The sequence below is a fragment of the Paenibacillus humicola genome, assembly GCF_028826105.1.
Taxonomy (GTDB): domain Bacteria; phylum Bacillota; class Bacilli; order Paenibacillales; family Paenibacillaceae; genus Paenibacillus_Z; species Paenibacillus_Z humicola.
In genome coordinates, this window is record NZ_JAQGPL010000001.1 from 4,905,652 (window position 1) to 4,930,158 (window position 24,507).

At 57.5% G+C, this 24,507-nt stretch carries 23 protein-coding genes and 1 other annotated feature; of the genes, 10 read left to right on the forward strand and 13 right to left on the reverse strand.

The window, feature by feature from the left end; translation table 11 throughout:
* The first annotated feature begins 1 nt into the window (after position 1).
* The 5 genes from PD282_RS22540 (at position 2) to PD282_RS22560 (ending at position 4,845) form a co-directional block, all read left to right on the forward strand.
* A complete protein-coding gene (locus PD282_RS22540; protein ID WP_274653371.1) occupies positions 2-1,075 on the forward strand; it encodes a polysaccharide pyruvyl transferase family protein in 1,074 nt (357 codons plus the stop codon).
* Positions 1,076-1,131: 56 nt separating this feature from the next.
* Complete coding sequence (locus PD282_RS22545) at positions 1,132-2,208, forward strand: polysaccharide pyruvyl transferase family protein (RefSeq protein WP_274653373.1); 1,077 nt, start codon at positions 1,132-1,134, stop codon at positions 2,206-2,208.
* 5 nt (positions 2,209-2,213) lie between these two features.
* A complete protein-coding gene (locus tag PD282_RS22550) occupies positions 2,214-3,095 on the forward strand; it encodes a CgeB family protein (protein ID WP_274653375.1) in 882 nt (293 codons plus the stop codon).
* A 136-nt stretch (positions 3,096-3,231) separates the two neighbouring features.
* A complete protein-coding gene (locus tag PD282_RS22555) occupies positions 3,232-3,747 on the forward strand; it encodes a hypothetical protein (protein ID WP_274653378.1) in 516 nt (171 codons plus the stop codon).
* A gap of 198 nt (positions 3,748-3,945) precedes the next feature.
* Entirely contained in the window at positions 3,946-4,845 is a 900-nt protein-coding gene (locus PD282_RS22560) for a LysR family transcriptional regulator (protein WP_274653380.1), read from the forward strand.
* Positions 4,846-5,055: 210 nt separating this feature from the next.
* Here PD282_RS22560 and asd read toward each other — a convergent pair whose 3' ends face one another.
* A complete protein-coding gene (gene asd / locus PD282_RS22565) occupies positions 5,056-6,141 on the reverse strand; it encodes an aspartate-semialdehyde dehydrogenase (RefSeq protein ID WP_274653382.1) in 1,086 nt (361 codons plus the stop codon).
* A 167-nt stretch (positions 6,142-6,308) separates the two neighbouring features.
* Positions 6,309-6,562: a binding site (T-box leader), on the reverse strand.
* 401 nt (positions 6,563-6,963) lie between these two features.
* Between asd and spoVB the strand changes: the two genes are divergently transcribed.
* The gene (spoVB, locus tag PD282_RS22570) at positions 6,964-8,514 is read left to right on the forward strand and encodes a stage V sporulation protein B (protein WP_274653384.1); all 1,551 of its coding nucleotides are present in this window, start codon (positions 6,964-6,966) and stop codon (positions 8,512-8,514) included.
* A 39-nt stretch (positions 8,515-8,553) separates the two neighbouring features.
* Here spoVB and PD282_RS22575 read toward each other — a convergent pair whose 3' ends face one another.
* Together PD282_RS22575 and PD282_RS22580 are read right to left on the reverse strand one after the other, a co-directional pair.
* The gene (locus PD282_RS22575) at positions 8,554-9,612 is read right to left on the reverse strand and encodes a Gfo/Idh/MocA family protein (RefSeq protein WP_274653386.1); all 1,059 of its coding nucleotides are present in this window, start codon (positions 9,610-9,612) and stop codon (positions 8,554-8,556) included.
* A 33-nt stretch (positions 9,613-9,645) separates the two neighbouring features.
* Positions 9,646-10,902: an FG-GAP-like repeat-containing protein gene (locus PD282_RS22580; protein WP_274653388.1), complete on the reverse strand. Its 1,257-nt coding sequence runs from the start codon at positions 10,900-10,902 to the stop codon at positions 9,646-9,648.
* A gap of 285 nt (positions 10,903-11,187) precedes the next feature.
* On the opposite strand from PD282_RS22580, the gene PD282_RS22585 reads away from it, so the two are divergent.
* Entirely contained in the window at positions 11,188-11,637 is a 450-nt protein-coding gene (locus PD282_RS22585) for a GNAT family N-acetyltransferase (protein WP_274653390.1), read from the forward strand.
* A gap of 53 nt (positions 11,638-11,690) precedes the next feature.
* On the opposite strand, the gene PD282_RS22590 is transcribed toward PD282_RS22585, so the two are convergent.
* Positions 11,691-12,344 carry an HAD family hydrolase gene (locus tag PD282_RS22590; protein ID WP_274653393.1) on the reverse strand — a complete coding sequence of 218 codons (654 nt, stop codon included), beginning with the start codon at positions 12,342-12,344 and terminating at the stop codon, positions 11,691-11,693.
* 184 nt (positions 12,345-12,528) lie between these two features.
* On the opposite strand from PD282_RS22590, the gene PD282_RS22595 reads away from it, so the two are divergent.
* Together PD282_RS22595 and PD282_RS22600 are read left to right on the forward strand one after the other, a co-directional pair.
* On the forward strand, positions 12,529-12,957 hold the full coding sequence (locus PD282_RS22595) for an SRPBCC family protein (RefSeq protein WP_420832371.1): 429 nt from the start codon (positions 12,529-12,531) through the stop codon (positions 12,955-12,957).
* A 2-nt stretch (positions 12,958-12,959) separates the two neighbouring features.
* Entirely contained in the window at positions 12,960-13,331 is a 372-nt protein-coding gene (locus PD282_RS22600; RefSeq protein ID WP_274653396.1) for an ArsR/SmtB family transcription factor, read from the forward strand.
* Between the two features lie 116 nt (positions 13,332-13,447).
* Here PD282_RS22600 and PD282_RS22605 read toward each other — a convergent pair whose 3' ends face one another.
* Positions 13,448-14,359 carry a LysR family transcriptional regulator gene (locus PD282_RS22605; RefSeq protein ID WP_274653397.1) on the reverse strand — a complete coding sequence of 304 codons (912 nt, stop codon included), beginning with the start codon at positions 14,357-14,359 and terminating at the stop codon, positions 13,448-13,450.
* Between the two features lie 131 nt (positions 14,360-14,490).
* On the opposite strand from PD282_RS22605, the gene PD282_RS22610 reads away from it, so the two are divergent.
* Positions 14,491-15,690: a branched-chain amino acid ABC transporter substrate-binding protein gene (locus tag PD282_RS22610; protein ID WP_274653399.1), complete on the forward strand. Its 1,200-nt coding sequence runs from the start codon at positions 14,491-14,493 to the stop codon at positions 15,688-15,690.
* A 39-nt stretch (positions 15,691-15,729) separates the two neighbouring features.
* On the opposite strand, the gene PD282_RS22615 is transcribed toward PD282_RS22610, so the two are convergent.
* From PD282_RS22615 to PD282_RS22650, 8 genes are all read right to left on the reverse strand, one after another.
* Complete coding sequence (locus PD282_RS22615; RefSeq protein ID WP_274653401.1) at positions 15,730-16,716, reverse strand: DMT family transporter; 987 nt, start codon at positions 16,714-16,716, stop codon at positions 15,730-15,732.
* A gap of 1 nt (position 16,717) precedes the next feature.
* Positions 16,718-17,422 (reverse strand): ABC transporter ATP-binding protein, encoded by a 705-nt coding sequence (locus PD282_RS22620; protein ID WP_274653403.1) that lies wholly within the window; start codon positions 17,420-17,422, stop codon positions 16,718-16,720.
* On the reverse strand, positions 17,419-18,204 hold the full coding sequence (locus tag PD282_RS22625) for an ABC transporter ATP-binding protein (protein ID WP_274653405.1): 786 nt from the start codon (positions 18,202-18,204) through the stop codon (positions 17,419-17,421). The genes PD282_RS22620 and PD282_RS22625 overlap by 4 nt, the downstream gene beginning before the upstream one ends.
* A complete protein-coding gene (locus PD282_RS22630) occupies positions 18,201-19,493 on the reverse strand; it encodes a branched-chain amino acid ABC transporter permease (protein WP_274653407.1) in 1,293 nt (430 codons plus the stop codon). The genes PD282_RS22625 and PD282_RS22630 overlap by 4 nt, the downstream gene beginning before the upstream one ends.
* A 10-nt stretch (positions 19,494-19,503) precedes the next feature.
* Positions 19,504-20,490, reverse strand: a complete 987-nt coding sequence (locus tag PD282_RS22635) for a branched-chain amino acid ABC transporter permease (RefSeq protein WP_274653409.1) — start codon at positions 20,488-20,490, stop codon at positions 19,504-19,506.
* A gap of 30 nt (positions 20,491-20,520) precedes the next feature.
* Complete coding sequence (locus tag PD282_RS22640) at positions 20,521-21,732, reverse strand: branched-chain amino acid ABC transporter substrate-binding protein (RefSeq protein ID WP_274653411.1); 1,212 nt, start codon at positions 21,730-21,732, stop codon at positions 20,521-20,523.
* A gap of 425 nt (positions 21,733-22,157) precedes the next feature.
* Positions 22,158-23,057 carry a response regulator gene (locus PD282_RS22645; protein WP_274653413.1) on the reverse strand — a complete coding sequence of 300 codons (900 nt, stop codon included), beginning with the start codon at positions 23,055-23,057 and terminating at the stop codon, positions 22,158-22,160.
* Positions 23,054-24,292 (reverse strand): ATP-binding protein, encoded by a 1,239-nt coding sequence (locus PD282_RS22650; RefSeq protein WP_274653415.1) that lies wholly within the window; start codon positions 24,290-24,292, stop codon positions 23,054-23,056. Before PD282_RS22650 ends, PD282_RS22645 begins: the two co-directional genes overlap by 4 nt.
* Between the last annotated feature and the right edge of the window lie 215 nt (positions 24,293-24,507).

The following is a 24,507-nucleotide window of genomic DNA, read 5'->3' on the forward strand; positions in this document are numbered from 1 at the left end:
CATGAATCCTATATTCTATGTCGGCTGGATCGGCTTCGGTAATATCGGCGACGATTTAATGTGGCGTCTTTTTCGAGATACATCGCGTTCGCTGGCGCATCTGCAGAGCCGCAGCATCGTACCTTCGATGCCGGGTATCGATTTGACGGCGGTCGATGAATACGATGCGGTCGTGCTGGGAGGCGGGTCGCTGCTTATTCCCGGTTATGTGGACGTCCTTTACCATGCGCTGAAGCAGGGCAAACGCATTGCGATATGGGGAAGCGGCTCCGATTGGATAAGCAAGGCGGACATGAATGCGCTGCTGAACGAATCCGGTTCTCCGCTCGAAGCGGCATTCTCCGCCGCCTACAAAAAAAAGCTGAGGCTGCTGTTTGAGCACGCGGTATTCGCCGGTGTCCGGGGACCGTTAACCAAACGGCTGCTGGTGGAGCTTGGCGTCAATCCGGCAACAATCGAAACGGCAGGGGATCCGGGCCTGCTGCTCACGGCGGATCATCTCGATCCGCCGTCCGATTCGGAGATGTGGACAGACGGCGAGCAGGTGATCGGCATCAACTGGGGGACCTCCTACGACCGGATCTATGGAGAGCGGGAGCAGGCCGTAGAAGACGAATTGGCAAAAGCCGCGCTCCAGTGGGTATTGAAGGGGTATCAAATCTACATCTATACCGTATGGGAGCCCGACCGGCCGTCCTGCCTTCGCCTTTTCGAGAAAATCGGAATCCCCGAGCACGTCCGCGTCGTTCCCCGGACCTATCGGGAGCACGACCTCATGCGCATCATCCGGCGATGCGCGTTTACCGTTAACTTCAAGCTGCATGCAAACGTCATGTCCGCCGCGGCCGAGGTCCCTTACCTGGCGCTCGGATACCGGTTCAAGACCTTTGATTTCGCGGCCTCGCTTGAACACTCCCAATATGTCCTATCGACCGATTCGCCCGATCTGTCCGGGCAGCTGATCAAACGGAAGAACGCGATCGACAGGCAGCGAAACTCCTATCTTCACCAATTGAAAGGCAATTTGGCCATGTACAGGGAGCCGCTGCAGCGTCCTTTTCACGATGGGTGGTAGTCGGCCGGCGATAGGCTGAACGAGCGGAACGGCAGTCAAAATTGGAGGTAGGCAGGTTGACCAACATTTTATATTTAGGAGAGATCGGATACCGAAATGCCGGCGACGATGTCATGTGGGAACTATTCCGGCGTTATGCGAATCAGTACTTAAACGAAAACGCGACTGTCACGGCTGCCATACAGAATGAGAAGATGGACCTTGCGCCCTTCGATTCCGTCGTGCTTGGCGGGGGCTCGCTGATCGCGCCGTCTTATATCTCGTTCTTATATAATGCGATGATGAAGAACAAACCCGTATCGATATGGGGATCCGGGCTGGACAAATTGGCCGGAAGAGTCGGTCTCACCTGTCTTCTTCGCAATAAACCGATTCCAGCCAGCCTGATTTCGCAGGATACGAAGGATAAAATCACAGCCATTCTAAACGGCGCGCAATTCGCTTCCGTACGCGGTCCTCTCAGCCACTCGTTCCTCTGTCAATTGGGCGCGGACCCCGTGAAATTGCGTATCGGCGGGGATCCGGCATTTCTGTTGAAGCCCGAGGACGCCGCGGATACGTTTCCCGGAGAGCGGATCTTAAGCCGTAACCAAGCCTATGTCGGAATCAATTGGGGCACCGCCAACAACCAGATCTATGGAAAAAACGAAGCTTACGTCGAGGATCAGCTGGCCCTTGCCGCGAAATTTTTGATTAACAAAGGTTACCGGATTCTGATGATCGTCGTCTGGCCGAAGGATATCCCTTCGACCGAGCGGCTTATGGACAAAATCAATATGCCGGGCAAGGTTCATCTGATCGATTCGTTTTCGCCTTACGAGCATTTGGCCGCCATGAAGCTGTGCAGGTTTACGATCAATTTCAAGCTTCATGCGAGCATTTTTTCCGCCGTGATGAGAGTCCCGTTCATTGCTTTGGGGTATCGTTTCAAAGTATTCGACTTCGGCGCTTCGATTGCCTCTCTGCCGTTTGTCATCCCGACCGATTCGCCGAAGATACTGGGAGACATCGTGCGGCTGACCGGAGAAATCGAGAAGGATCGTCCGAGCCTGATCCGTTCCATGGATAAAGAACTGAGAAGGTATGACGGCAGGTTGACGGACAAATTTTTCCATTCCCTGAATAAGGAGTAATTCAAATGACTGCTTCGGGCCGAGGGTCCATACTGATGTGTTATGGAAAAACCCCTTATACGCCAGGCCGTTTCCTGGAGGACGCCCTGCGCAGGATCGGGCTGCATGTCGATGTGATCGAAGACCTGGCCAACTTTTCGTATATCGATACCAACCGATACTGCGCGGTCTTATTTGTCGAAAGCCCTTCCCGTCCCAAAGTGCGCGTCAAAAACATTCATCTGGTGAAAATTCCGAAGCTATTCTGGATTCATCACGGAGAAAACCGCCTTGCCGCCAATCAAGAAATGTGCAGCTGGTATAAACCGGACCTTATGCTCATGTCGCATTCGCTGCATCTGGCTTCTCATTTTCCCGTTCCCGTCCGGTTTTTTCCGTTTGGAGTGGATCCGCATATTTATTATTCAACCAAGCCCTACCGCGACCGGAAGGTCGACGTCGCTTTTGTAGGCGGTAAAAGCAGCATGTATCGGCAGCGCGAGATCAGTCTCCGTTTAATTGAAACCTTGTTTGGAGGCGATAAAACGTTATCGCTCCGGTCCAGTTGTTTTCTTCATCAATTGGGTCAGCTTTACGGAGACTCCAAAATTGTTTTCAATCAGACGGCCGATCGCATCAAATCGTTTAATATGCGCATTTTTGAAGGCATGGGGTGCGGCGCGCTGCTGTTAACGGATCATACGCCGGAACAAGCGAAATTGTTTAAAGACGGCGTCCATCTCGTCGTCTACAGTTCGATGGAGGATTTATACGAAAAACTGGATTATTATTTATATCATCCGGATGAGGCGCAGAAGATTGCCCGCAGCGGTCAAAGCTATGTCCTAGCTTCGCAAACCTACGATCAACGCGCACTTCAGCTGCTCAAATGGGTCCGGAAATTATAACATGAAGGGACTCTGAAGAGCCCCGGCTTCAATAAACATATACTGTTAAATACTATAAAAATAGGTGAATTCATCGAGCAAAAAGAGATAGCTTGTCATAAGATAGTGTAGCTTAAACAAGAAGGAGGTGATCAATATGGCTGTCAATCTCGTTCAAAACTTTTCGTTCGAAGGAGGCCTGCTCCCTTGGCAAACGGGCGGTCCCGTCGTTTCTTCGGTAGACGCCGATGCATTCGAAGGCGATTCCGTTGCCGCAATGGGACCTCTTGTCGCGATCCCTCCTCTTACTCCCGCTCCCAATGCGATCCTCAGCCAAGCGTTCCCGGTCGATGCGAATGCCGTGAACCTGCGCCTCAGCTATGCGGTAAGAGCGCTCGTCGGCGTGGAAGGCTTATTAAACGGTCAATTCCAAACCCGTATCCGCTGGCAAAGAGGCGAAGCGGACGGCTATTCGGTCATATCGGAGGAAACGCTGGAAACGATCGAAGCCGGCGCGCTCACTCCGCTGCAATGGGAAAATCACGTCATTACCTCCGGTCTTAAACCGGCCGATGCCGTACAAGCCCGGCTGCGATTCGTGCTGCTTGGCGGCGGTCTCATTACAATTGGCGGAGTTGCCGTCGATCAAGTCGTCATTACCGCGGAAGACTAATGCTGCCTCTTGGTACAGGAGCAAGCGAGTTCATACGCTGGGACAAACTTATATGGCTTTGTTGAGAGGATGCTGCCAGCATTAGGCTGGGCATCCTTTTCTTTATTTGCGGAGGCAAGCTCCTAACGATTGATCAATTGACATAAATCCATTAGTATCATAGATAATAGCTATGATTAATGGATGGAGGAAGCGGACATGGACAACCGGCTGCTGGAATATTTTATGGCGGTTTGCGAGGAAATGCATTTTACGAGAGCCGCGGAAAAGCTGGGGATCAGCCAGCCGACGCTGAGCCAGCAAATCCGGCTTCTCGAACGGCGGCTTGAAGCGCCGCTGTTTCACCGGATCGGCAAAAAAATCTATTTGTCCGAAGCCGGCACCATTTTGCGCAAGCACGGCCTGAAGGTATTCGGCGAGCTGGCCCAAGCGCAGGCGGCCATCAACGAGCTGCGCGGCATGAAGCGCGGCCGGCTGCGCATCGGCTGCTCCGGCAACCATCTGCTGCTGCCGGCGATCCGCTCGTTCCACGCGCTGTACCCGGATGTCGAGCTGTCGGTCACGCAGCTCGCGACCGAGCGGACGATCGACCTGCTGCTTCATCATAAAATCGATCTCGGCATCGTGTTTCTGCCTATCGAGGACGAGCAGCTGGAGAGCTTCCCGCTTTACCGGGAGCAGCTGCAGCTTGCCGTCTCCCGGGAGCATGAACTGGCCGGCGAACCATCGGTGCCGCTGCGGCGGCTGCAGCATGTGCCGGTCACGCTGATGCAGCGGAACTATTACGTCCGGCAGATGTTTGACAAGTGCTGCGAGGAAGCCGGCTTCGCCGTGACGCCTATCCTGGAGCTGTCTACGCTCGATACGATGCTGCAAGCGGCAAAATTCGGCATCGGCGCGGCCGTTCTGCCGAAATCGTACGTCGAAACGGTCCGCGACGACGACGTCCGCATCATTCCGATCGTCGAACCGGTCCCCGAGGAGCCGATCGGCGTCGTCTATCCGAAAGGGCTGTTTATGTGCACGTCCATCGATACGTTTATTTCGCTCCTGCGGGCGGAATTTGCGGAAACGGACCTTGCGCGTACAGGCGCCTGATGTGCCGCCAAGGGCCATTCGCTTCGATGGCTATGCGCGCAGGGGGACCAGACCGGGCGACAAGCTACCAAGAGCATGAGCTTCGACGGCAATGCATGTCCGGGCTCCTGACCGGGCGTCAAGCCTCCAAGAGCGAGCGCTTCTGCTCCTGACCGGCGGAACCGCCAAGAGCAAGCGTTTCTGCAGCTTGGAGGTCAACGAGTCCTCGTATTATTTCGCCTGAATATATCCTTCCGCTTTCAGCAGCTCGGCGATCAGTACGGCGCCGCCCGCCGCGCCGCGCAGCGTGTTGTGCGACAGACCGACGAATTTATAATCGTAAATCGAGTCCTCGCGCAGCCGTCCTGCCGACACGCCCATGCCGCGCTCAAGCTCGCGGTCCAGCTTCGTCTGCGGCCGGTTCTCTTCTTCGAAATAGGTGATGAACTGCCCCGGAGCGCTCGGCAGGCCAAGCTCTTGCGGCCGTCCTTTATATTCCCGCCAGCGCGCGATCATTTCTTCTTTCGAAGGCTTGTTCTCGAACGAGACGAATACCGCGGCCAGGTGACCGTCCGTTACCGGAACGCGAATGCACTGCGTCGTAATAAGCGGCGCGTTTGCCTTCACGATTTCGCCTCCTTCGACGCGGCCCCATATGCGCAGCGGCTCCTGCTCGCTTTTCTCTTCCTCGCCTCCGATATACGGAATGACATTGTCGATCATGTCGGGCCAATCGGCAAACGTTTTGCCGGCCCCGGAAATCGCCTGATAGGTTGTCGCGACCACGTTGACCGGCTTGAAATCAAGCAGCGCGTGAAGAGGCGGCACATAGCTCTGAATCGAACAGTTCGGCTTGACGGCAATAAATCCGGTGCCCGTGCCAAGCCGCTTCCGCTGCGCGGCAATCACTTCGATATGACCCGGGTTGATTTCCGGAATGACCATCGGGACGTCGGGCGTCCAGCGGTGCGCCGAATTGTTGGAGACGACGGGCGTACCCGTTTTGGCATAAGCCTCTTCCAGCGCTTGAATGTCTTTCTTGTTCATATCGACCGCGCAGAATATAAAATCGACCCCTGCCGCAGTCTCTTCAACGTTCGATGCGTCCTGAACGACGATCGGTTTCACCTGCTCGGGAATCGGGCCGGACAGCTTCCAGCGGCCCTGCACGGATTCTTCGTAGGTTTTGCCCGCCGAAGCGGCGCTTGCCGCGATCGCCGTCACTTCAAACCAGGGATGCCCTTCCAGCAGCTGAACGAGACGCTGGCCGACCATGCCCGTTCCTCCTACGATGCCAACCTTCAATTTACCTGTCATGAGACTTCAGTTCCTTTCTTCAAAGGGTCTAGTGATTACATATGCAAGCAATCCGCCTTGGTGTACGGCAGCAAAGAAACGGCTGACGCCGACAGTCGGCGGTAGAACATGGCGCAAAGCGAACCTTTCCGAATAGATGAAAAAAATCCCGCCCCTGAGACAACAGTCTCAGGGACGAGATTCGCTCGCGGTACCACCCTAATTTCGCCGGTCCGTCGCCGGATCGGCCTCTTCAAGTACGGCATCATGTAATGCGTATACTCCGGCTCTGTAACAGGAGCTCCTGTCGCACCATCTCCCTTGCGGGGTTCCGATGCGCTGCTCAGAGGCTTTTTTCAATAAAGCCGCTTTACTCCTTCTCAGCTGCCGGAGTTCTCTGTGAAAGCGTCCCTTTATTTACTCATCTCGTCATCGCATTTCAAATGTTGCACTTATATTATCAAATAATCGCCGGGAGGTAAACCTTCCGTTTTCGAAGCGCTGCTTTTTCGACGGCCGGCTGCGCACGGTCACATTTGTCCCCATCGACTTCGACACGCAAAACTTGGAATCCGTCTTGGCCGGGACTACCTACGATCCTGAGTGGCTGGGTCCGCCCGTACAATCGGGTGAGGAATGACATTTTTGTTATCGCAATTTTCCGCTGGCACTCAATATTCAGCTTGCAATAAAAGGCCGCGATATCGGGGCCTTTTTGTGCTTTTGCCTTTCGAAATACAGTAGAGCCGGTTGATTAGAATTGGCACCGGATATCAGCTTGTTCGCATGCTTTTCCGGATCAAGAATACACTTAAGTATTCGATCTTCGGGAGGAACCAAGGCATGGGGCAGCAGAAACAATCGTTCATAAGAGGGACGATGATATTGTCGACAGCCGCATTCATCAACCGTATTCTCGGGTTTATCAGCGGTATGTTTGTCGCTCGCGTATTGGGTGCCGAAGGAATCGGCCTGCTGATGATGGCGCATCCGCTCGTGCCGCTCGTCATTACGATTACGGAGCTCGGCCTGCCGGTGGCGATTTCCAAAATGGTCGCCGAGGCCGACGCTTCCGGCGACCGGCTAAAGGTGCGGCGCATCCTGCACATTTCGCTCGCGGTCACCGGGTTCTTGAGCCTGACGCTTACGGCCGTCTCGCTGCTCGGCTCCGAGTGGATCGCCTCCCTTCTGCTGAGCGACCACCGCGCCTATTACGCGATGCTCGCTATTACGCCGATTGCGCCTATCGTCGCCGTTTCCGCCGTGCTGAAGGGCTACTTCCGCGGCATGCAGCGCATGATGACGATCGCCGCATCGGACGTGCTCGAGCATACGGTGCAGATCGCCTGCGTGCTGGCGATCGTGCATTTGCTGATGCCGTACGGCGTCATATACGCGGCTGCGGGCGCGATGACCGCTTCGGTCGTCAGCGAGGCGATCGGCCTTCTGTTTCTGGCGGTCAGCTACAAGCTGAACGGAGAGCCGAAGGTACCGGGTGAGACCTGGGCGAAGCATTTGAAGACAGGAAAAAGCCTGCTTGCCGAGCTGCTGCGGATCGGCCTGCCGACAACCGGACACGGCGTGATTCAATCGGTGTACGGCGCCATTCAGCCGGTGCTCATCACATCGAGCCTGGCACTGGCCGGCATCGGCACGGCGGTGGCCACGAAGCAGTTCGGCTTACTCGCCGGCTACGTATTTCCGCTGCTTTTTATGCCGAGCTTTATTACCCAATCCTTGTCCACCGCGCTTATACCGGCAATCGGCGAAGCGGCGGTGAACAAGAACGGGCTGCTGATGCACGAACGGATGAATCAGGCGCTCGGCCTGGGGCTATTAATCGGCGCGCCGGCAACCGTTATCCTGTTCCAGTGGGCAACGCCGCTGACGAAGCTCGTCTACAATGCGCCGGAGGCCGGGCTGCTGCTGAAAATATTGGCGCCCCTGTTTTTCCTGCATTATTTCGATGCGCCGCTGCATGCGATTCTGCTCGGACTCGGCCGCGCGAACGCCGTTCTAACGAATTTTATCGTAGCCACGGCGTTCAAGGCGGTGTCTATTTTCGTGTTTGGCAGCCAATTCGGCATCATCGGCGTCGCCTACGGCTTCGGCATCGGCATGATCATGCAAACGCTGCTGAACTTTTTCTCGGTTTCAAGCTCGATCGGATTTTATTGGAGGGTCGAACCGTATATTAAAGTCGGCTTGTGCATGGTCCTGATGGCGCTTTGCGGGCGGTGGACCTTCGATTATTTTAACGCCCACGGGATGACGCTGTTATGGAGCACGGCCGGCTCGATCGCCTGTTCAGCGGTCTTCTATTTCATTGCGCTCGTGCTGACGAATACGCTGAAATGGAAAGGGATGCGCTACACGATTTCGGTGCCGTGGTAAGCGGCTTGCGTCCAAGGGGCGCGCATACCCGGTCTCGCTTCAGACTTCGGGAAGCTCCTGCATCATACGCCCGATCATATCCGCATGCAAGCCGCTTTGAAGCGGCAGGTCAACTCGCGTGTGATCCAGGGAGGCGGCACAAATGGCGAACAAAATTTCATAGCCGTGCTCGCTGATCTCAAAATGGCACGGATGCCGCTTGCTCCGGTCATCCATCCAATCGGCCAAATCTTTCGTATACTCCGCCTGGATGGCATCCTTTACGGCCGGGGACCAGGGAAGCTCTTGGCCTTCCAGCAGCCGGCCGTGCGAATGCCGGGTAAACGCGGCCCACCGTCCGTCGGTTTCCGCCCAAGCGTATCCGTGCGTTCCGTACACCGTCAAGCGGTTGTCGGTCCAAAACCGTTCCGGAGGCAGGTACGACGGGCTTAAATACCCGCATTCGATGACACCCGTTACCCCGTTCTTGAAATGCAGCTCCCCGAGCGCAAAATCCGGGGAGGGATGGCTGTCGTCAAGCTTGCTTTTGCCGTGCACGTGCCCGACAACCCAATCCGCCTCGTTTCCGCCGTTGATCCACAGCATATAATCGACGAAATGGGTGCCCGAATTATACAACCACCCCCGCGTTTTGGCATGAATACGGACGACGTCGCCGATCTCCCCCGAACGGACAACCTGCATCAGCTTCGCGAACGACGGCAAATATTTGTGCTGGTGGCAAACGACGACCTGTATCCCGTGTTCGCGGCACAGCCGGGAAATTTCCCTCGTCTCCTGCAGCGAATTCGCGATCGGTTTTTCCATCGCGACGGCCTTCACCCCGTACCGGGCGGCCAGCTGAATAAGAGACAGCCGTACATTCGGCGGAGTCGCGAAGCAGAATACATCCGGCCTCGTTTCCGCCAGCATCTGTTCGGCATCCGTATACGTCAGGTAAGCCTCGTCCTGCTCCTTCACCGTTCGCAGCTTGTCCCTGCTAGAGCTGCAGACCGCTTGGATCCAAAAACGATCCGCGTTGGCTCTGAAGCCCGCAAGATGGGACCATCCCCGATTTCCCAAACCCAATAACGCAACCCGGTACACCGGCTTTTCCACCCTTCAACCTCCCCCAGATCAATCACGATTCAATTACACTTCGCCTCCCGGATAAAGCGTGGAGCTGTACAGACGTTTGCTCATTTTCAATGGCGCGCCGGACACCGAAGCCGACAAATCGACCGGACTGCCGGAATAAACGGAGGCCGTTTCGTGATCGTAAATGACGACCTGCTCCCTGCCCGAGCCGAGCAAATCGGCGTGCGCCGCATACCCGTCCGCCGGAAATTGCACGGCGGTCCGCATATGGCCGTCGTACAGCGCGGGATATAGGCCGCCTCCCCTCCGAAAGGCCAATATATAGTCGAGCGGGCCGTCATCCCAGCCGCGCAGCGTTTCGATGATCGTCAGCCAGCCGCTAGTCGTCCGCTCTTCCTTCCACACTTCGCTGCCCTCCGCATCCAGCAGGAACATGCCGTCCTTGCCCGGCTTTTCCCTGCCGCCGCGAATGATACGGTCAAGGCCCGCGATTTGCAGCCCGGGCAAGTCGCTGCGAAACTTTCCCAGCGCAACATGCTGCGACTCGATCGACCCTTCGTAACGCCACAGCTCCCGTCCGTGCCGGTCATACAGGACGGTTACGCTGCCTCCAATCACAATTTCCGGTTCCCCGTCCCCGTTTACATCCCCGGTCCATATGCAGTCCGCATGATCGTCGAGGCCGCGGCACGACCACATCACTCGCCCTTCCGGACTTAACATGTCGTAGCCCGCCATCACCTCGTCGCGGCCGTCGCCGTCCCAGTCGTATGGCCATGGAAAATGGCCGATATTGCCCTCGTGCGTCCACAGCAGCCTGAAATCCCGGTCCATCGCCCACATCCGGGAATACCGGTCCTTCAGCAGAATATCGCCCGGCCGGTCGTTTCCCGATACGTTCGCAATGATAATGCAGTCATGCGCTTGCGGATCGGGCAGCGGATGCGTCCGTTTGATTTTGCCGGTCGCTCCTTCGAGCGCAACAAACCGGTCCTCCATGACGCACAGCACCTCAAGCCGGCCGTCTCCGTCCCAGTCATACAGCTGAGCCGGATAGTCCGCTCCGGGCCCTCCCGCCTCGGGATGCGGCGTGCCCGTCTGCCACAGCCTGTTGCCCAGCAGGTCGAACGCGGTCACGCACTGCACCTGGTGAGGAATATACCGGACGTCCTTCCGGCTGCCCGGCTGGACCATGACGATTTCCATCCGGCCGTCTCCGTCGAGGTCTCCAAGCAGCATTTTGCACCTTGGACCCGCAGCCCGAATATCCACCGTTCCCGCCAAATAAGGCGCAGATTCCGTTGCAGCCATCGGCTCGTTCCCTCCCTGTTTTTATGGACCTGTCGTACAGCACAAGCTTAAAGCATGCGATTTTTTCCGGCAATGTCACTTTTTTACCCGCGGCTTAAGGCGGATGCTTTTCCTTTCCTGCATAAAAATGCTACCCGGTAAAACCGTTCTACGAGCGCAATTTCCCCTTCTCGTCCAAGTTTTTACTTCTTCGGTCATACACAGGCGAAAGGGAACGTGCTATAATTCTCACTTATACGAATATTTGGTTTTCAGGCATATAACGCCCCGCGGGAGGGAGAACTTATGGGCTGGAAATTACTCGCTTTCGAGGAATTGACCAATCTTGAGCTTTACCACATTTTGAAAGCAAGAACGGACGTTTTTGTCGTCGAGCAGAACTGCCCTTATTTCGAGGTGGACGGCAAAGATCCTTATTGTTTGCATCTGTTTCACGAATTGGACGGGGAAATTGCAGCTTATTTGCGGATTGTGCCGGCGGGCGTTTCCTATCCGGAGCCGTCTCTTGGCAGAGTATTGGTCAATAAGGAATACAGAGGAAAAGGAATGGCGAAGGAGCTTTTAACGCAAGCATTGGCGTTTATTCGCGAGGAATGGCAGGTGACGGCCGTGAAGATTCAGGCTCAAGCCTATTTGCGGGAATTTTACGGCTCGTTCGGCTTCCGCCCCGTATCCGAGGTCTATATGGAAGACAACATCCCTCATCTCGATATGCTGCTGCAGGTTGAACGATAGGTTACGAGCACCAACAGCCTTAGGCGAAATAAAGCGGGGCCTGACCGCCGGGTTCAGCCGACCCAATCGGCCAGCTCGAGCAAATGCCCGATTCGTCCAACGGGCTTCACGCCCCGCTGAAGCATATCTGCGACCGGCGTCCGGTAGCTGACAAACCGGACGCCCGCCTCCGCCGAAGCTTTGCCGTCGATCCAGGCGTCGCCGACGGAAAGCCATTCCCCGGAGGAAATAAGCCCGAACCGCTCCATGGCATACAAGTAACCGCTCGGCGCCGGCTTCATCGCCGTCATCTGCTCGCGGCCGACAATCAGGTCGAACCGGTCCAGAATACCGGTGGACTTAAGCGCTCGGACCGCCGCCGCATAAGCGTTGTTCGTGACAATGACTAGAATGCATCGGCCGCGAAGAGCTTTGAGAAGCTCGCGCGCGCCCGGCTCAAGCCCCGCTCCCTCCATCCCGGCCAGCTCATATTGCGCGGCGACCTCCAGCGCCCCGTCGAGCAGCTCCGCGTCCCCTCCGGCCAATCTGACGTGCTCAAGCACGGTTGCGGTCGTGTGAGCCTCCACGGGGAAATCGCCGTCCATCGCGCCCCGCTCCCTGAAATATTCGTAAACGCCGCGCTTCATCGACGGATAATCGATGCTCGACTGCAGCAGCGTATTGTCCATATCGAACAAAATCCCTTTGATCGTCCCGCATCCGCTCATGCTTCACGCCCCCGTTTGCCGCCCGGTTCATGCCCTTCTGCATACCCAAGCCCGTTTGGAAGTATCATACAACAATGGAGACGTTTTGTGGAGAAGAAAAAGGCCGTTGACACGAAACCAAACGGTGCCCTATAATTCATTACGAAACCAAATAGTTTCGCAAAAGGACGAACATTCTAGGAGGCTGACAGACATGGACAACCAAACGCTGCCGGATATCCGCCAGACGCTGACGTTTAACGCCCCGATCGGAAAGGTATGGGACGCCGTCGCCACATCGGAAGGGATAGCCGCCTGGTTTATGCCGAACGATTTTCGGCCGGAGGTGGGCCGGGAGTTTCATCTCGAGGCCGGTCCGTTCGGCAAATCGCCCTGCAAAGTAACGGAAATCGATCCCCCGCACCGGCTTTCGTTCAAGTGGGGCAAGGATTGGACGCTTACCTTCGAGCTGCGCGAGCTGGACGGCGGGAAGACGGAATTTACGCTGATTCACGGTGGCTGGGATATGGACAAGGCGACCGAATTCGGCCAGCCGCACGATACGGTCCGCGGCGGCATGGAGCAGGGCTGGACGGGCATCGGACAGCGGCTCAAAGCGCTCGTCGAAGCTTGAAGATGATGGCGCAGACGCAAAAACACGATGTGTTTCAGGCGATCGCCGACCCGACCCGGCGCAGCCTATTGCAGCTGCTCGTCGACAAGGAAATGCCCGTCACCGCGATCAGCAGCCATTATCCGATGACCCGGACGGCCGTTTCGAAGCATCTGCGCATTTTGGCCGAAGCGGGTCTCGTCAAGGAACGGAAGGTCGGACGCGAGACGCGGTACCGGCTGGAGACCGAGCCGCTGCTCGAGCTGAAGCGCTGGCTTGCTTATTACGAACGGTTTTGGGAGAACAAGCTGGCGGCGCTGAAACGATTCGTCGAAGCGGATGGTGCGGAAGACGCCGGCACGGCTTCCGCGCCGGGCTTGGCGGACAAGGAATAGACCGGACCTTGCAGATGAGCCTGACGGCCAAGGGGCGATGCGGGGCCCCGGGTCCTCTGCCGGCAAATGTGACAAGCTGCGGGGAAATTCGGCAGGCGGCCAGCCGGCTCGGGAGTTCAGCCCGTAACCGGCCCCGCTCCGCCCGCGGCCATTCGTTTGACCGTCTCCAAAAAAATGCGCAGCGCGGGCGAAACCCACTTTTCCTTGTGCCACAGGAGCTGCGTCACGACCGACAGGTCGCAGTCCGCAAAGCGGAGGGCGGCCAGCCGGCGCGATTCAAGCTCCGCCCGCACCGTCATTTCGGGAAGCGCGGCGATGCCGATTCCGGCCATCACATTCTGCTTGATCGCCTCCACGCTGACGAATTCGAGCTTTGCCGCAGGCTCCGCATCCGCACCGCGCAGCGTTTTCTCGAACAGCGTCCGGTAGCTGCAGCCCAATTCCGTCGTCAGCAGCACCTCGCCCTCCAGCTCGGATAGCTGCACCTGCTCCCGGGCGGCCAGCCGATGGCCCGGCTCCGTAATCACGACCAGCCGTTCGACAACCAGCGGCTCGACGTTCAAGACGTCCGATTGGATCCGCTGGTCCAGCACGAGCGCCGCGTCCACCGTCCCCTGCAGCACGAGCCGTCTAAGGTCGCTGCAAAACGGGCCGGTCTGAAACTGAAGCTCGACCTTGGGACATCGCGCGCGAAATTCCCGCAGCGCTCGCGGAAGCCGGTACGTAAACAAGCTTTCCGGACCGCCGATCCGCAGCGTGCCGGAAGGCTCTTCGTTCCCGGGGACGGCGTATTTCGCTTCATCCGCCAGCTGCAGAATGCGTTCCGCGTAGAACAGCAGCCGGCCGCCCGCTTCCGTCAACGCCACGCGCTTGCCCAGCCTGTCGAAGAGAGGAACGCCGAGCTGGCGCTCCAAATCCTGAATTTGAGCCGTGATGCTTGACTGCGCATAAGCGAGCGTTTCGGCCGCCCGCGTAAAGCTGAGCTCCGCCGCCACCGTGCAAAACGTCTTCAACTGCCTTATTTCCACCTCGTTCGCCCTCCCATCGAAACGGCCGATGATGATGATCGAAATGATCGTATGACACGATTATATGCCGTCATGTACGATCAGAACAGAAGTACGTTTTCGAGATTCAAGATCGGGAGGAGCGGCTCTTTGTGAGGAACACATTTGCATTACCCCTTTACTTCATCTCCGCGCTGCTGCTCGTGCTGCTGGCCAAATACGGCAGCGGACCGGCGGGTATTCCGCCGCAGAGCGGCCATGACCGTCCCTTAACCGTCATCGGGATTGCGACCCAATCCCCCCTGTCCGGAGGAAGCGCCATTCCGGGCGAAGCGATCAAGCTCGGAGCGGAAATGTCGCTGGACGATCACCGGGCGGAGTTTGAAAAGCTCGGCTTCCGGTTGAAGCTGATCCCCTACGACGATCAGGCCGAAGCCTCCAAAGGAGTCGCCAACGCCGCCTTGATCGGCGCCGATCCGTCCATCCTCGGCGTCGTCGGGCACCTCGACTCCGACGTATCTGTCCCCAGCTCGGTCATTTACGAGAAGTACAACCTGGTCATGGTGTCTCCTGCGAGCACATCAACGGAAGTGACCGACAGACAGCTCAAAACGGTAAACCGGATCGTCGCCCGCGACGATGTGCAGGGCCCCTCCGCCGCCGATTATGCGGTGAAGACGGCCGGCGCGAGCCGCCTGTTCGTGATCCACGACAATACCTCCTACGGCCAAGGTCTGGCCGAGTCGTTTGTGGAAGCGGCGAAGCGGATGGGCGCGCGCATTGCCGGCTATGAAGCCATCGCCAGGGGCGATAAGGATTTCAACGGGGTGCTGAATCAGGTGCTGCGCGCGCAGCCGGAGCTCATTTTCTTCAGCGGCCGGTATTCGGAAGCGGGCATCCTGCTGAAGCAGGCGCGGGAAAAAGGCGTGACCGCCCGCTTCATGGGCGGAGACGGCCTGGATTCGTCCGGAATCGTCCGGTTCGCCGGCAGCGACATCCGGAATGCGCTGTACAGCTCTCCTGTAGCGGACATTACCCGGACGGACAGCGGAAAACGGTGGGCCGACGCCTACCGCCGGAAATTCGGCAAGCCGGCCGACGGATTTTCCGCTTACGCCTACGACAGCATGTCGGTCCTCCTGAACGGGCTGAAAACCGCCATCCTCGCAAACGGCGGGAAGCTTCCCTCCCGCGAGCAGGTGCGAGAGGCGGTTCGCGGCACGCATAATTTCCAGGGAGTGAGCACGAAAGTCAGCTTTAACGGCAAAGGCGACAACAAGTTTGCCCGCATGTTTATTTACCGGTTTGAGGACGCCTCCTACCCGGGCAGGCTCGTTTCCGAAATCGGGTAAATCGAACCGTAATAGGCGGGCCGCCCCCGCTTCGAGGCCTCAATCTGCCGTAAGCGTCCCCTTCTTCCCGACCGCTCCGGCGGCGCTGCGGCCTCTGCCCGAATAGACGCTGTGCAGCGTCATGCCCGCGATGACGAGGAACATTCCGATCCAGGACACCGCGGGAGGAAGCGGAACCGGCAGCAGCAGCAGTTCGCCGGCGGCGGCAAACACGACCTCGCCCGACTGCGTCGCTTCGACGGCGGCGAGCGTCTGCGCGGAACCCTTCGCCATATCCGTCGCGCTGAAGAACAGCACGGTCGCGACGACTCCCGAGCTGAAGGCGACGAGCAGGGACTGGCCGGTCTGCTGAGGGCTCGGCAGCCCGCTTTGCATGAATGCAACCGCGGACAGAACGATCCACAGCGGAAGGCTGGCGATTACCATGCCGAGCACCCGCTGATACGCATCGAGCCGGCCTTCGCATACCTCCATCATCTTCCGGTTGCCGAGCGGGTAGGCGAACGCGGAGAACGCCACCGGCACCGCTCCAAGCAGCAAATCGGCCGCGGAAATGCGGCCGGCTTGACCCGATTGCATGACGGCGATGCCGAGCAGGATGACGAGCGACATCCAGACGCTGTTCCAATGAACGCGCTGCCTTATTTTGACCGGACCGTCCGGCGTATCGATCACCCTGTAAAACAGCGGGGCAAGCAGGACGCCCGCCACGATCGTGATCTGCCACGTTCCCGCGATCAGCCAGCCCGGCTCGAACTGCGTGGCGTAGCATACGGGCGCGTACATGACGCCGAAGCCGACGAAGCTCCACCAGAGCCAGGTCCGCAGCCGCTGACGCATATCCTTCAATAGAGCCGGCAAATTTCCTCTCAGCGATACGATCAGGAGAAGGAAAGGGAGCATAAAGATAAACCGGAGCGAAGCGGTGTACATCCAGCTGCCGCCGGCAAGCTTCATCGCCTGGTTCAGCACAAAGGTTGCGGAGAAGAAGAATGAAGCCAGAATGCCGTAAAGGATCGGTCGCATCTTAAGCCAGATATGCCTCCTTGACCTGCTCGCTCTGCAGGAGCGCGCGGGCGTCGTCTTCCATGATGATTTCCCCGGTTTGAATGACATAGCCGCGATGCGCGATTTGCAGCGCCTGGTATGCGTTCTGCTCCACGAGCAGCACGGTCATTCCCGCTTTGTTCAGCTCCTGAATGATGTCGAAAATCTGCTCCACGATGATCGGCGCGAGTCCCATCGACGGCTCATCCAGAAGCAGGATTTTCGGCTGCATCATGAGCGCCCGGGCGATCGCGAGCATCTGCTGCTCGCCGCCGCTCATCGTGCCCCCCGGCTGATGCAGCCGTTCCTTCAGGCGCGGAAAATAAGCAAACGCGCGCTCCATCCGTTCTCTCGCGGTTTTCTTGTCCTTCACCGAGAACGCGCCGATCTCCAAATTTTCCTTCACGGTCAGGCGCGGAAAGATGCGCCTGCCTTCCGGCACCTGCGCAATCCCGTCCAGCGCCGTCCGATGGGGGGGCTGGGCGGAAATGTCCTTGCCGTCGAACAGAATCGTCCCTTTGATTTTGACCTGGCCGCAGACCGACTTCAGCGTCGTCGACTTGCCGGCGCCGTTCGAACCGATCAGCGTGACGATCTCCCCTTCGTTCACGGTAAGGGAGATGCCCTTCAGGCCTTCGATCGCGCCGTAATAGGCATGTACCTTGTGAAGCTGCAGCAAGCTCATGAAATCACCTCGTTCCGGAGCGCGCTTTTGCCCAAATAGGCTTCGATCACGCGCGGATTCGACCGAATGTCATCCGGGGCGCCTTCCGCGATCTTCGTGCCGTAGTCCAGGACGAGAATGTTGTCCGACAGCTCCATGACGAGCTTCATGTCATGCTCGATCAGCACGACCGTCATGTCCATCTCGCGCTGAATCTGTTGAATGAGCGCGATCAGCCGGGCCGTTTCCCGCGGGTTCATGCCTGCCGCCGGTTCGTCCAGCAGCAGCACCTTCGGCCGGGTCGCGAGCGCTCTGGCGATTTCCAGTCGTCTTTGGGCGCCGTACGGCAGGCTGCCGGCCTGCTCGTTCAGGAAGCCGTCCAGCCCGACATATTCCAGCAGGCGGCAGGCTTCCGCCCCGGCGTCCTCTTCCTCCTGCCGCACCTTCGGCAGCCGCAGCAGCGTGCCGATCAGCCGCGCCTTCAGATGAATGTGCATGCCGGCCATCACGTTCTCCAGCACGGTCATGCTCGCGAACAAACGGATGTTTTGAAACGTGCGCGCGATGCCTTTGGCCGTAATTTGGTGCGGCTTCGCCTTCACGATCGACCTTCCGTCCAGCTCGATGTCGCCCTTGTCCGGCGTATAGAGGCCGGTAATCATATTGAAGAAGGTTGTTTTGCCTGCTCCGTTCGGACCGATGACGGCGGATATTTTCCCTTCCGGGAACGTGAAGTCCACACCGTTCACGGCCGTGAGTCCGCCGAACCGCTTGACCAGCCCCGTAACCTTCAGCACGCTCATTTGAACGCACCTCCGCTCTGTTCGGCGGACTGAGAGGCCGGAACGGGCGCGGGAACGCGGTGCGCCTTCAGCTTTTCCGCGTCCGCTTTGCGGTTTTTGGCGGATATGAGCCCGTTCGGCCGGAAAATGGCCATCAGCACCAGAATGGCGCCGAAGATGAACCGCTGCATCTTCGACGGCGAGAGCGCGGCCGGGATGTTGACGACGCCGTTCAGCGTCAGCTGATTAAACCAGTTGGTCAGCTCGGTCAGCACCTGCAGGTTCAAAATCGTCACGATGGCGGCTCCCAGGATGACGCCGGGAACGCTGCCCATTCCGCCGAGGATGACCATTACCAGCACCGTCGCCGATTCGACCAGCGTAAAGCTCGTCGGATCGATGAACGTCTGCTTCGCGGCAAACACGACGCCCATCATGCCGGAGAACGAGGCGCCGACCGCAAAGGCGGTCAGCTTGGTGGCGATAACCGGAATGCCCATCGCCTGGGCCGCGATTTCGTTTTCGCGAATCGCCTTCCACGAACGCCCCAGCCTGGAATGCTCCAGCCTTCTCACCGCGAACAGGACGACGGCCAGAATAGCCATGACGATAAAATAAAACTGGTGCGGAAACGTAAATGAATATCCGAACAAGCTCGGAGGCTCGATCGACGAGATGCCCATCGCTCCGTTCGTAATGTTGACCGGCTTCGACAGGTTGTTGAACACCAGCCGGATGATTTCGCCGAAGCCGAGCGTGACGATCGCCAAATAATCGCCTTTGACCCGGAGCACCGGCAGGCCGAGCAGCACGCCGAACAAAGCGGCGATCAAGCCGCCGATCGGAATGAACAGCCAGAACCAGGCCCCGCCTAGCGGAAACAGCTGGCCGGATATGAAGTTGTTCGCCTGCGGGGTGGAGAAGATGGCGTACGAATAGGCGCCGACCGCAAAAAAGGCGATAAACCCCAAATCGAGCAGCCCTGCAAAGCCCACCACGATGTTAAGGCCGAGCGCCATGGCCACATAGATGCCGCACTGCGTGACAACCTCCATATACGATTCGTGGGAAGCTCCGCCCGACGCGGCAAACGGGATGACGATCAGCAGAAGCACGCCGCCGACGATCCATTTTACCCCATTCGAAAACGCCGTATAGTACAGCAGCAGCAGGGAAGAGAGCAGCAGCAGGAACGACACGACCGATTTATCCGACAAATAGACGCCGAGCGCGGTAACGACGACGAACGCCGCGTAAAGCGCGGCCTGCGCAAGCGGACGCTCCTTTAACAAGGTTAACCATTTTTGCACCGCCTGTCACCTACACTTTCTCTTTGACCGCTCTTCCGAGCAGCCCTTCCGGCTTGAAGATGAGGACGACGATCAGAATCAGGAAGGAGACGACGTCTTTATATTCCGCACCGAAGCTTCCGCCCGTTATTATGCCGAGATTCGCCGATGCGAACATCTCGATCAGACCGATGAGCAGGCCGCCGAACATGGCGCCGCGAATGTTGCCGATGCCGCCCAGCACGGCGGCGGTGAACGCTTTCATGCCGAGCGTGAAGCCGATATAAGGGTCGATCGTGCCGTACTGCTGCGCGAACAGGACGCCGGTGCCGCCGCCCAAAGCGGAGCCGATAAAAAACGTCAGCGCGATCACCCGATTGACGTTGACGGACATAAGCGAAGCCGTTTCCCGATCCTGGGCGACGGCGCGCATCGCCACGCCCCATTTGGTCCGGTTCACGAAGAAGTCGAGCCCGATCATGAGCAGCACGGCGGCCGCAAGCACGATGACCGTATTCGTTTTAATAAACGCATCGTCGAACACATGCCAGACCGAGGACGTCGCCACCTTCAGGTTGCCTCCGTAGAGAGTGATGCCGGTGACGAGAAAATTGCCCGTCCGAAGGTCGGCGATAAAACGGACGATATCCTGCAGCAGGAACGAAACGCCGATCGCCGAGATAAACGAGATGAGCTTGGGCGCTTTGCGGAGCGGCCTGTACGCCACGCGTTCGATGCCGACCCCCATCACGCCCGTAAACAACATCGCGATCATGAAGACGAGCAGATAAGCGGTCCATCCCGGCATGCCGCCCAGCCAGCCGGCGGAGCGGAAAAGAAACAGCGCCGCCGTGCCGACGAATGCGCCGGTCATAAAGATTTCCCCGTGCGCGAAGTTGATAAATTCCAGAATCCCGTACACCATGGTGTATCCGATCGCGACGACGGCGTACACGGCGCCCAGCGCAAGCCCGTCAACCAGTACTTGGGGGAGCGTCTGAATAATTTCCGAAATCATGCGTCAAACCCCTTTTCCAATGCCGGACATTTATTTCGGATCGACCTCGGATATGAGTTCGCCCGGATATTTCGGCCCATCGAATTTGTAGATGAACACTTTCGCGAACTTGTTGTCGCCTTTGTCGTCGAAGCTGACCTTCGTTGCGACGCCCTGGAAGTCGGTCGTGGCGCGGATCGCGTCCCGCGCCTGCTCGCGGGAAGGCAGCTTGCCCCCGTTGTCGCCGATCGCCTTCTTCACGCCGTCCAGGATGACGTTCATCGCGTCGTAAGCGTATGCCGAATAGTTCTCGGGGTTCTTCTTGAATTTCTGGGTATACTTGTCGGCCCAATCCTTGTTCGATTTGGTGATGTCCGTCGATACCGAGCTGTACGCCACATCCGTCAATTTGTCCCCGGCGATATCGACCATGCCGGACGAGTCGATGGCGTCTCCGCCCATGATCGGCGCGGTAATGCCTTTCTCGCGGGCCTGCTTGACGATCAGGCCGCCTTCATTGTACATGCCGCCGAAGAAAATAAAGTCCGGCTTCTTGCTCAGCACCTGGTTCAGCACGCCGCTGAAGTCTTTGTCGCCGACGGTAATCCCTTCGTACCCGGAAACGGTCGCGCCGAGCCCTTTAACCGCAGTTTGGAAGCTGTCGGCAAGCCCTTTGCCGTATGCCGTCTGGTCCTGGATAATGAAAATGTTTTTGGCGCCGGCCGTTTTCACCGCGTATTCGGCGCCCGCCGGTCCCTGGAAGTCGTCGCGCGCGACGATGCGGTCCACCGCCTTCAGCTTGCGGTCGGTGACTTCCGTCGCCGTGCTCGCCGGGGTTACCATCGGGATCGAATATTTCTCGTAGACGACGGAAGACGGAATCGTCACGCCGGAGTTCAGGTGGCCGAGCACGGCCAGGACCGATTTGTCCGCGCCGATCAATTCGGCGTTGGCCACTCCCTTTTTCGAGTCTCCCTGATCGTCGTAAGGAACAAACTGCAAATCGAAGCCGAGCTGTTTAAATTCATCCTGGCGTTCCTCGAGCGCCATTTGGCCGCCGAGCTTGATCGCTTCCCCCTGAATCGAGCTGCCTCCGGACAATGGCGATTGCGAGGCTATTTTAATGACCGGCAGGCTGCTTCCGCTGCCGCCGCCGTTTCCCGCCCCCTCCGTGCCGTTCTTCCCGGAACTGCCGCATGCCGCCAGCATGGCGGCTGCGATCACCGTCACCATGGCGAGCGAGAGCCCTTTCTTCACTTTCATCTTGTTCCCCTCCTGAAATTCATTTCGAAGGACGAAGCGCGGGCCGCAGGCGCCAAGACTGCCGCAAGCGCGAAGGCTGCCGCGGGGGCCAGGACTGCCGCCGGCTTGACCCTGCATTTCGCCTTTCAACGGTCATCTGTACGGCCGGCACGACCGATTTCCGCGTAATATGTATGTCATGGTGATGTTTTATTATATTACTTACGCTGTTAACAGAGACCTTTCTCTTATAAAATAAAGCACACCCTACAAAAACTTACAGAATCCTACACATAGGCGCAAAAAAAATGTGCGATACCTTCAAGGCACCGCACCCGTGTAATAACCGTTTGTTCCGCTTTACTCTTGTTTTGCGCGTTTAAAACGACGGACTCGCTCCCGGCGTTGGAGAAGCTGACATCGCCGCTTGATGCGCATCCTTCTTCTTATGTCCTCATTTTTTCGAGCGTTTCCAGGAAGAGTACCTGCACGAACTTTTTAATATTGACCTTTCCTTTGTCCGGATGCGGCTCCTCGTCCATCGCCCTCATCTTCATCCGGACGTCCTGAAAATCGAAATAGAGCGGCGCATAATGCTCGAATTTCGGATTGCTGTAATCGGTGAGACCGATGGACGCCAAATTCGTCAGCGCCGCCATGACGGTCCGGCGAATCCGCTGTTCGATCGCCTTGCTCTCCTTCTCGATGTCGCCCCTGCTTTGCTTATATTTGCGAGCCGCGGCTTCGTACAGTTCTTTCAAAGGCGGAAAATCGGACGTTCGCTCCTCCATGCGCAAGGCCAAATACTCGATAATGGCGACAATTTCTTTGCTGCCGTTTTCGCCGAGAATGCCAAGGTCCATCAAAATCGGACTGACCGTATCGCGCACGGTCCGCGCTTTGGGAAGCGGCGTTTGCTCCGCATCGCCGAATGCCGAAAGCGCCCGCTTGATTTCATAAAGGTGCCGTTCGTAGCGCCGCTGCTCGTTCACCTTCGCCAATACCGAGACCACTTCCACGCGATTGATCGGTTTATGGATAAAAAACTCGATACCGGTCTGGTACGCCTGGCCGACCATCTCTTTGTTCTCGACCTGCGAAATCATGATGAATTTGCCGCGAAAGCCGTTCTCCTTCAGCTGCGCGACCGTCTCGATACCGTCCTGGTCGGGCATGAGCAGATCGATCAGCACAATGTCCGGTATCCGGTTCAAAATCGTCCGGACGCCTTCTCTCCCGCCCGCCGCCGCCCCGACTACATCGCCGAGCAGGGAATCCTCGATAATATGCTGCAGCATTTGCCTGCTTACCGCATCATCGTCAACAATCGCGAACGTAGACGTCACCGCGCTGGCCCTCCTTGTAAAAAACGGATTTTGGGAAGACGGACGACAAATTGCGCGCCGCCGGATTTGCCTGCCGGCCCCACGCCGATGCTTCCGCCGAAAGTCTCGACGATATCGCGCACATGAGAGAGACCGATTCCGGTTGCCGCAATTCCCTCCTCGTTGAACTTTGTCGTAAAACCCGGCTCGAAAATGATGCCGCGAAGCTCTTCTGGAACCCCCAGGCCCGAATCCGTCACGACAAAAACCAGCTCGCGCTCTTCTTCCAGCACCTGAAGGCCGACGGTTCCCTGCTTCCGGATCGCTTCGACCGCATTCGCCACCAGATTGTTCAGCACGGTAAGCAGCGGAATGAAATTCGGCGTCTGGAAGTCCGCATCGCCTTCCGCTTCGATAATAATTTTCTTCCTCAGCATTTCCCCGTATTCGCGGTTTCCTTTGATCACGAAGCGAACCACTTCGGAATACGTGAGACCGACCGTAAATTCGCTGTCGTACAGCTTCATAAGGCCCGCCAATATTCGCTGGGAGTCCTTCTTGACCTCGTGGATTTGCTGCGAGATGCCGAGCGCCTGCGAGCTGTAGACGGTCAGGCGGTCTTCCTTCAGCCTGCGGTACAGGTCGAAGCTGCTCGCGGTAATCCGCTCGATCGTATCCATCGATTTTTTCAAATAAAAGGTTTCCCCGTACAAACCGGCGCCGACGCTCAGCATTTGCTCCATTCTTTTCTCCTGCTCGGCATGAAGGACGCGCATCTGGCTGACCGAAATGCTGCTGAACAGACCGATGACGAAGTAGCTGCGCACCAGCGCGATCATGAGCAAATAAAACCATTCGTGCAAATAAAACCGGTGAGTGCCCAGCAGAATGCCGCGCAAAAACAGCTCGGTCAAATTGGCGATGAAATCGATCGCCGCGATCAGGCCGCCGAGCGCCAGAGGCTCAAGCCGGTCCAGCCTTTTTTGGATCAGGCTCAGCCCGGCGGCATATACGAAATAATACGCGCCGGCCGCGACGCTGTTTTGCACGACCGCGTTCGCGATACCGGTGACCACGCCCGTTTTGATATAAGACAAGTGCCGCATGAACAGCAGGAAGAGCAAAAACGTGCTGACGCCGAGCCCGATGCGAAAAAAGTCGCCTTGAAACGGATTGATTTTGAATTCAGCGCCAACGGCCGTCGCTGCCGCGACCATTCCCATTTGCAGCTTTTCGTTCTTAACCAGACCGTGCATCCTTCTTCGCTCATGCCGGGTTAACAGACATAATTCCCCTCCCTTGTCTCTTTTTTGATGATAAATATTCTAACATTTCGCTAACATGATTTGAAGACTTATTCACGGTATTGAACGCAGCGCGAATTGTGAAGGCGAATTTCGAAAGGATAAGCGGCGGAAGTGTGCAGAAGGATTTTGTTTGGGCGAAAAGAGTCTGCCTGCCGGCAAACTTT

Bases quoted from the DNA above. Each gene is read 5' to 3' on its own strand.
- PD282_RS22540 (WP_274653371.1), top strand. From the start codon at position 2: ATGAATCCTATATTCTATGTCGGCTGGATCGGCTTCGGTAATATCGGC.
- PD282_RS22550 (WP_274653375.1), top strand. From the start codon at position 2,214: ATGACTGCTTCGGGCCGAGGGTCCATACTGATGTGTTATGGAAAAACC.
- PD282_RS22555 (WP_274653378.1), top strand. From the start codon at position 3,232: ATGGCTGTCAATCTCGTTCAAAACTTTTCGTTCGAAGGAGGCCTGCTC.
- PD282_RS22560 (WP_274653380.1), top strand. From the start codon at position 3,946: ATGGACAACCGGCTGCTGGAATATTTTATGGCGGTTTGCGAGGAAATG.
- asd (WP_274653382.1), bottom strand. From the start codon at position 6,141: ATGACAGGTAAATTGAAGGTTGGCATCGTAGGAGGAACGGGCATGGTC.
- spoVB (WP_274653384.1), top strand. From the start codon at position 6,964: ATGGGGCAGCAGAAACAATCGTTCATAAGAGGGACGATGATATTGTCG.
- PD282_RS22580 (WP_274653388.1), bottom strand. From the start codon at position 10,902: ATGGCTGCAACGGAATCTGCGCCTTATTTGGCGGGAACGGTGGATATT.
- PD282_RS22585 (WP_274653390.1), top strand. From the start codon at position 11,188: ATGGGCTGGAAATTACTCGCTTTCGAGGAATTGACCAATCTTGAGCTT.
- PD282_RS22590 (WP_274653393.1), bottom strand. From the start codon at position 12,344: ATGAGCGGATGCGGGACGATCAAAGGGATTTTGTTCGATATGGACAAT.
- PD282_RS22600 (WP_274653396.1), top strand. From the start codon at position 12,960: ATGATGGCGCAGACGCAAAAACACGATGTGTTTCAGGCGATCGCCGAC.
- PD282_RS22615 (WP_274653401.1), bottom strand. From the start codon at position 16,716: ATGCGACCGATCCTTTACGGCATTCTGGCTTCATTCTTCTTCTCCGCA.
- PD282_RS22620 (WP_274653403.1), bottom strand. From the start codon at position 17,422: ATGAGCTTGCTGCAGCTTCACAAGGTACATGCCTATTACGGCGCGATC.
- PD282_RS22625 (WP_274653405.1), bottom strand. From the start codon at position 18,204: ATGAGCGTGCTGAAGGTTACGGGGCTGGTCAAGCGGTTCGGCGGACTC.
- PD282_RS22635 (WP_274653409.1), bottom strand. From the start codon at position 20,490: ATGATTTCGGAAATTATTCAGACGCTCCCCCAAGTACTGGTTGACGGG.
- PD282_RS22640 (WP_274653411.1), bottom strand. From the start codon at position 21,732: ATGAAAGTGAAGAAAGGGCTCTCGCTCGCCATGGTGACGGTGATCGCA.
- PD282_RS22650 (WP_274653415.1), bottom strand. From the start codon at position 24,292: ATGCACGGTCTGGTTAAGAACGAAAAGCTGCAAATGGGAATGGTCGCG.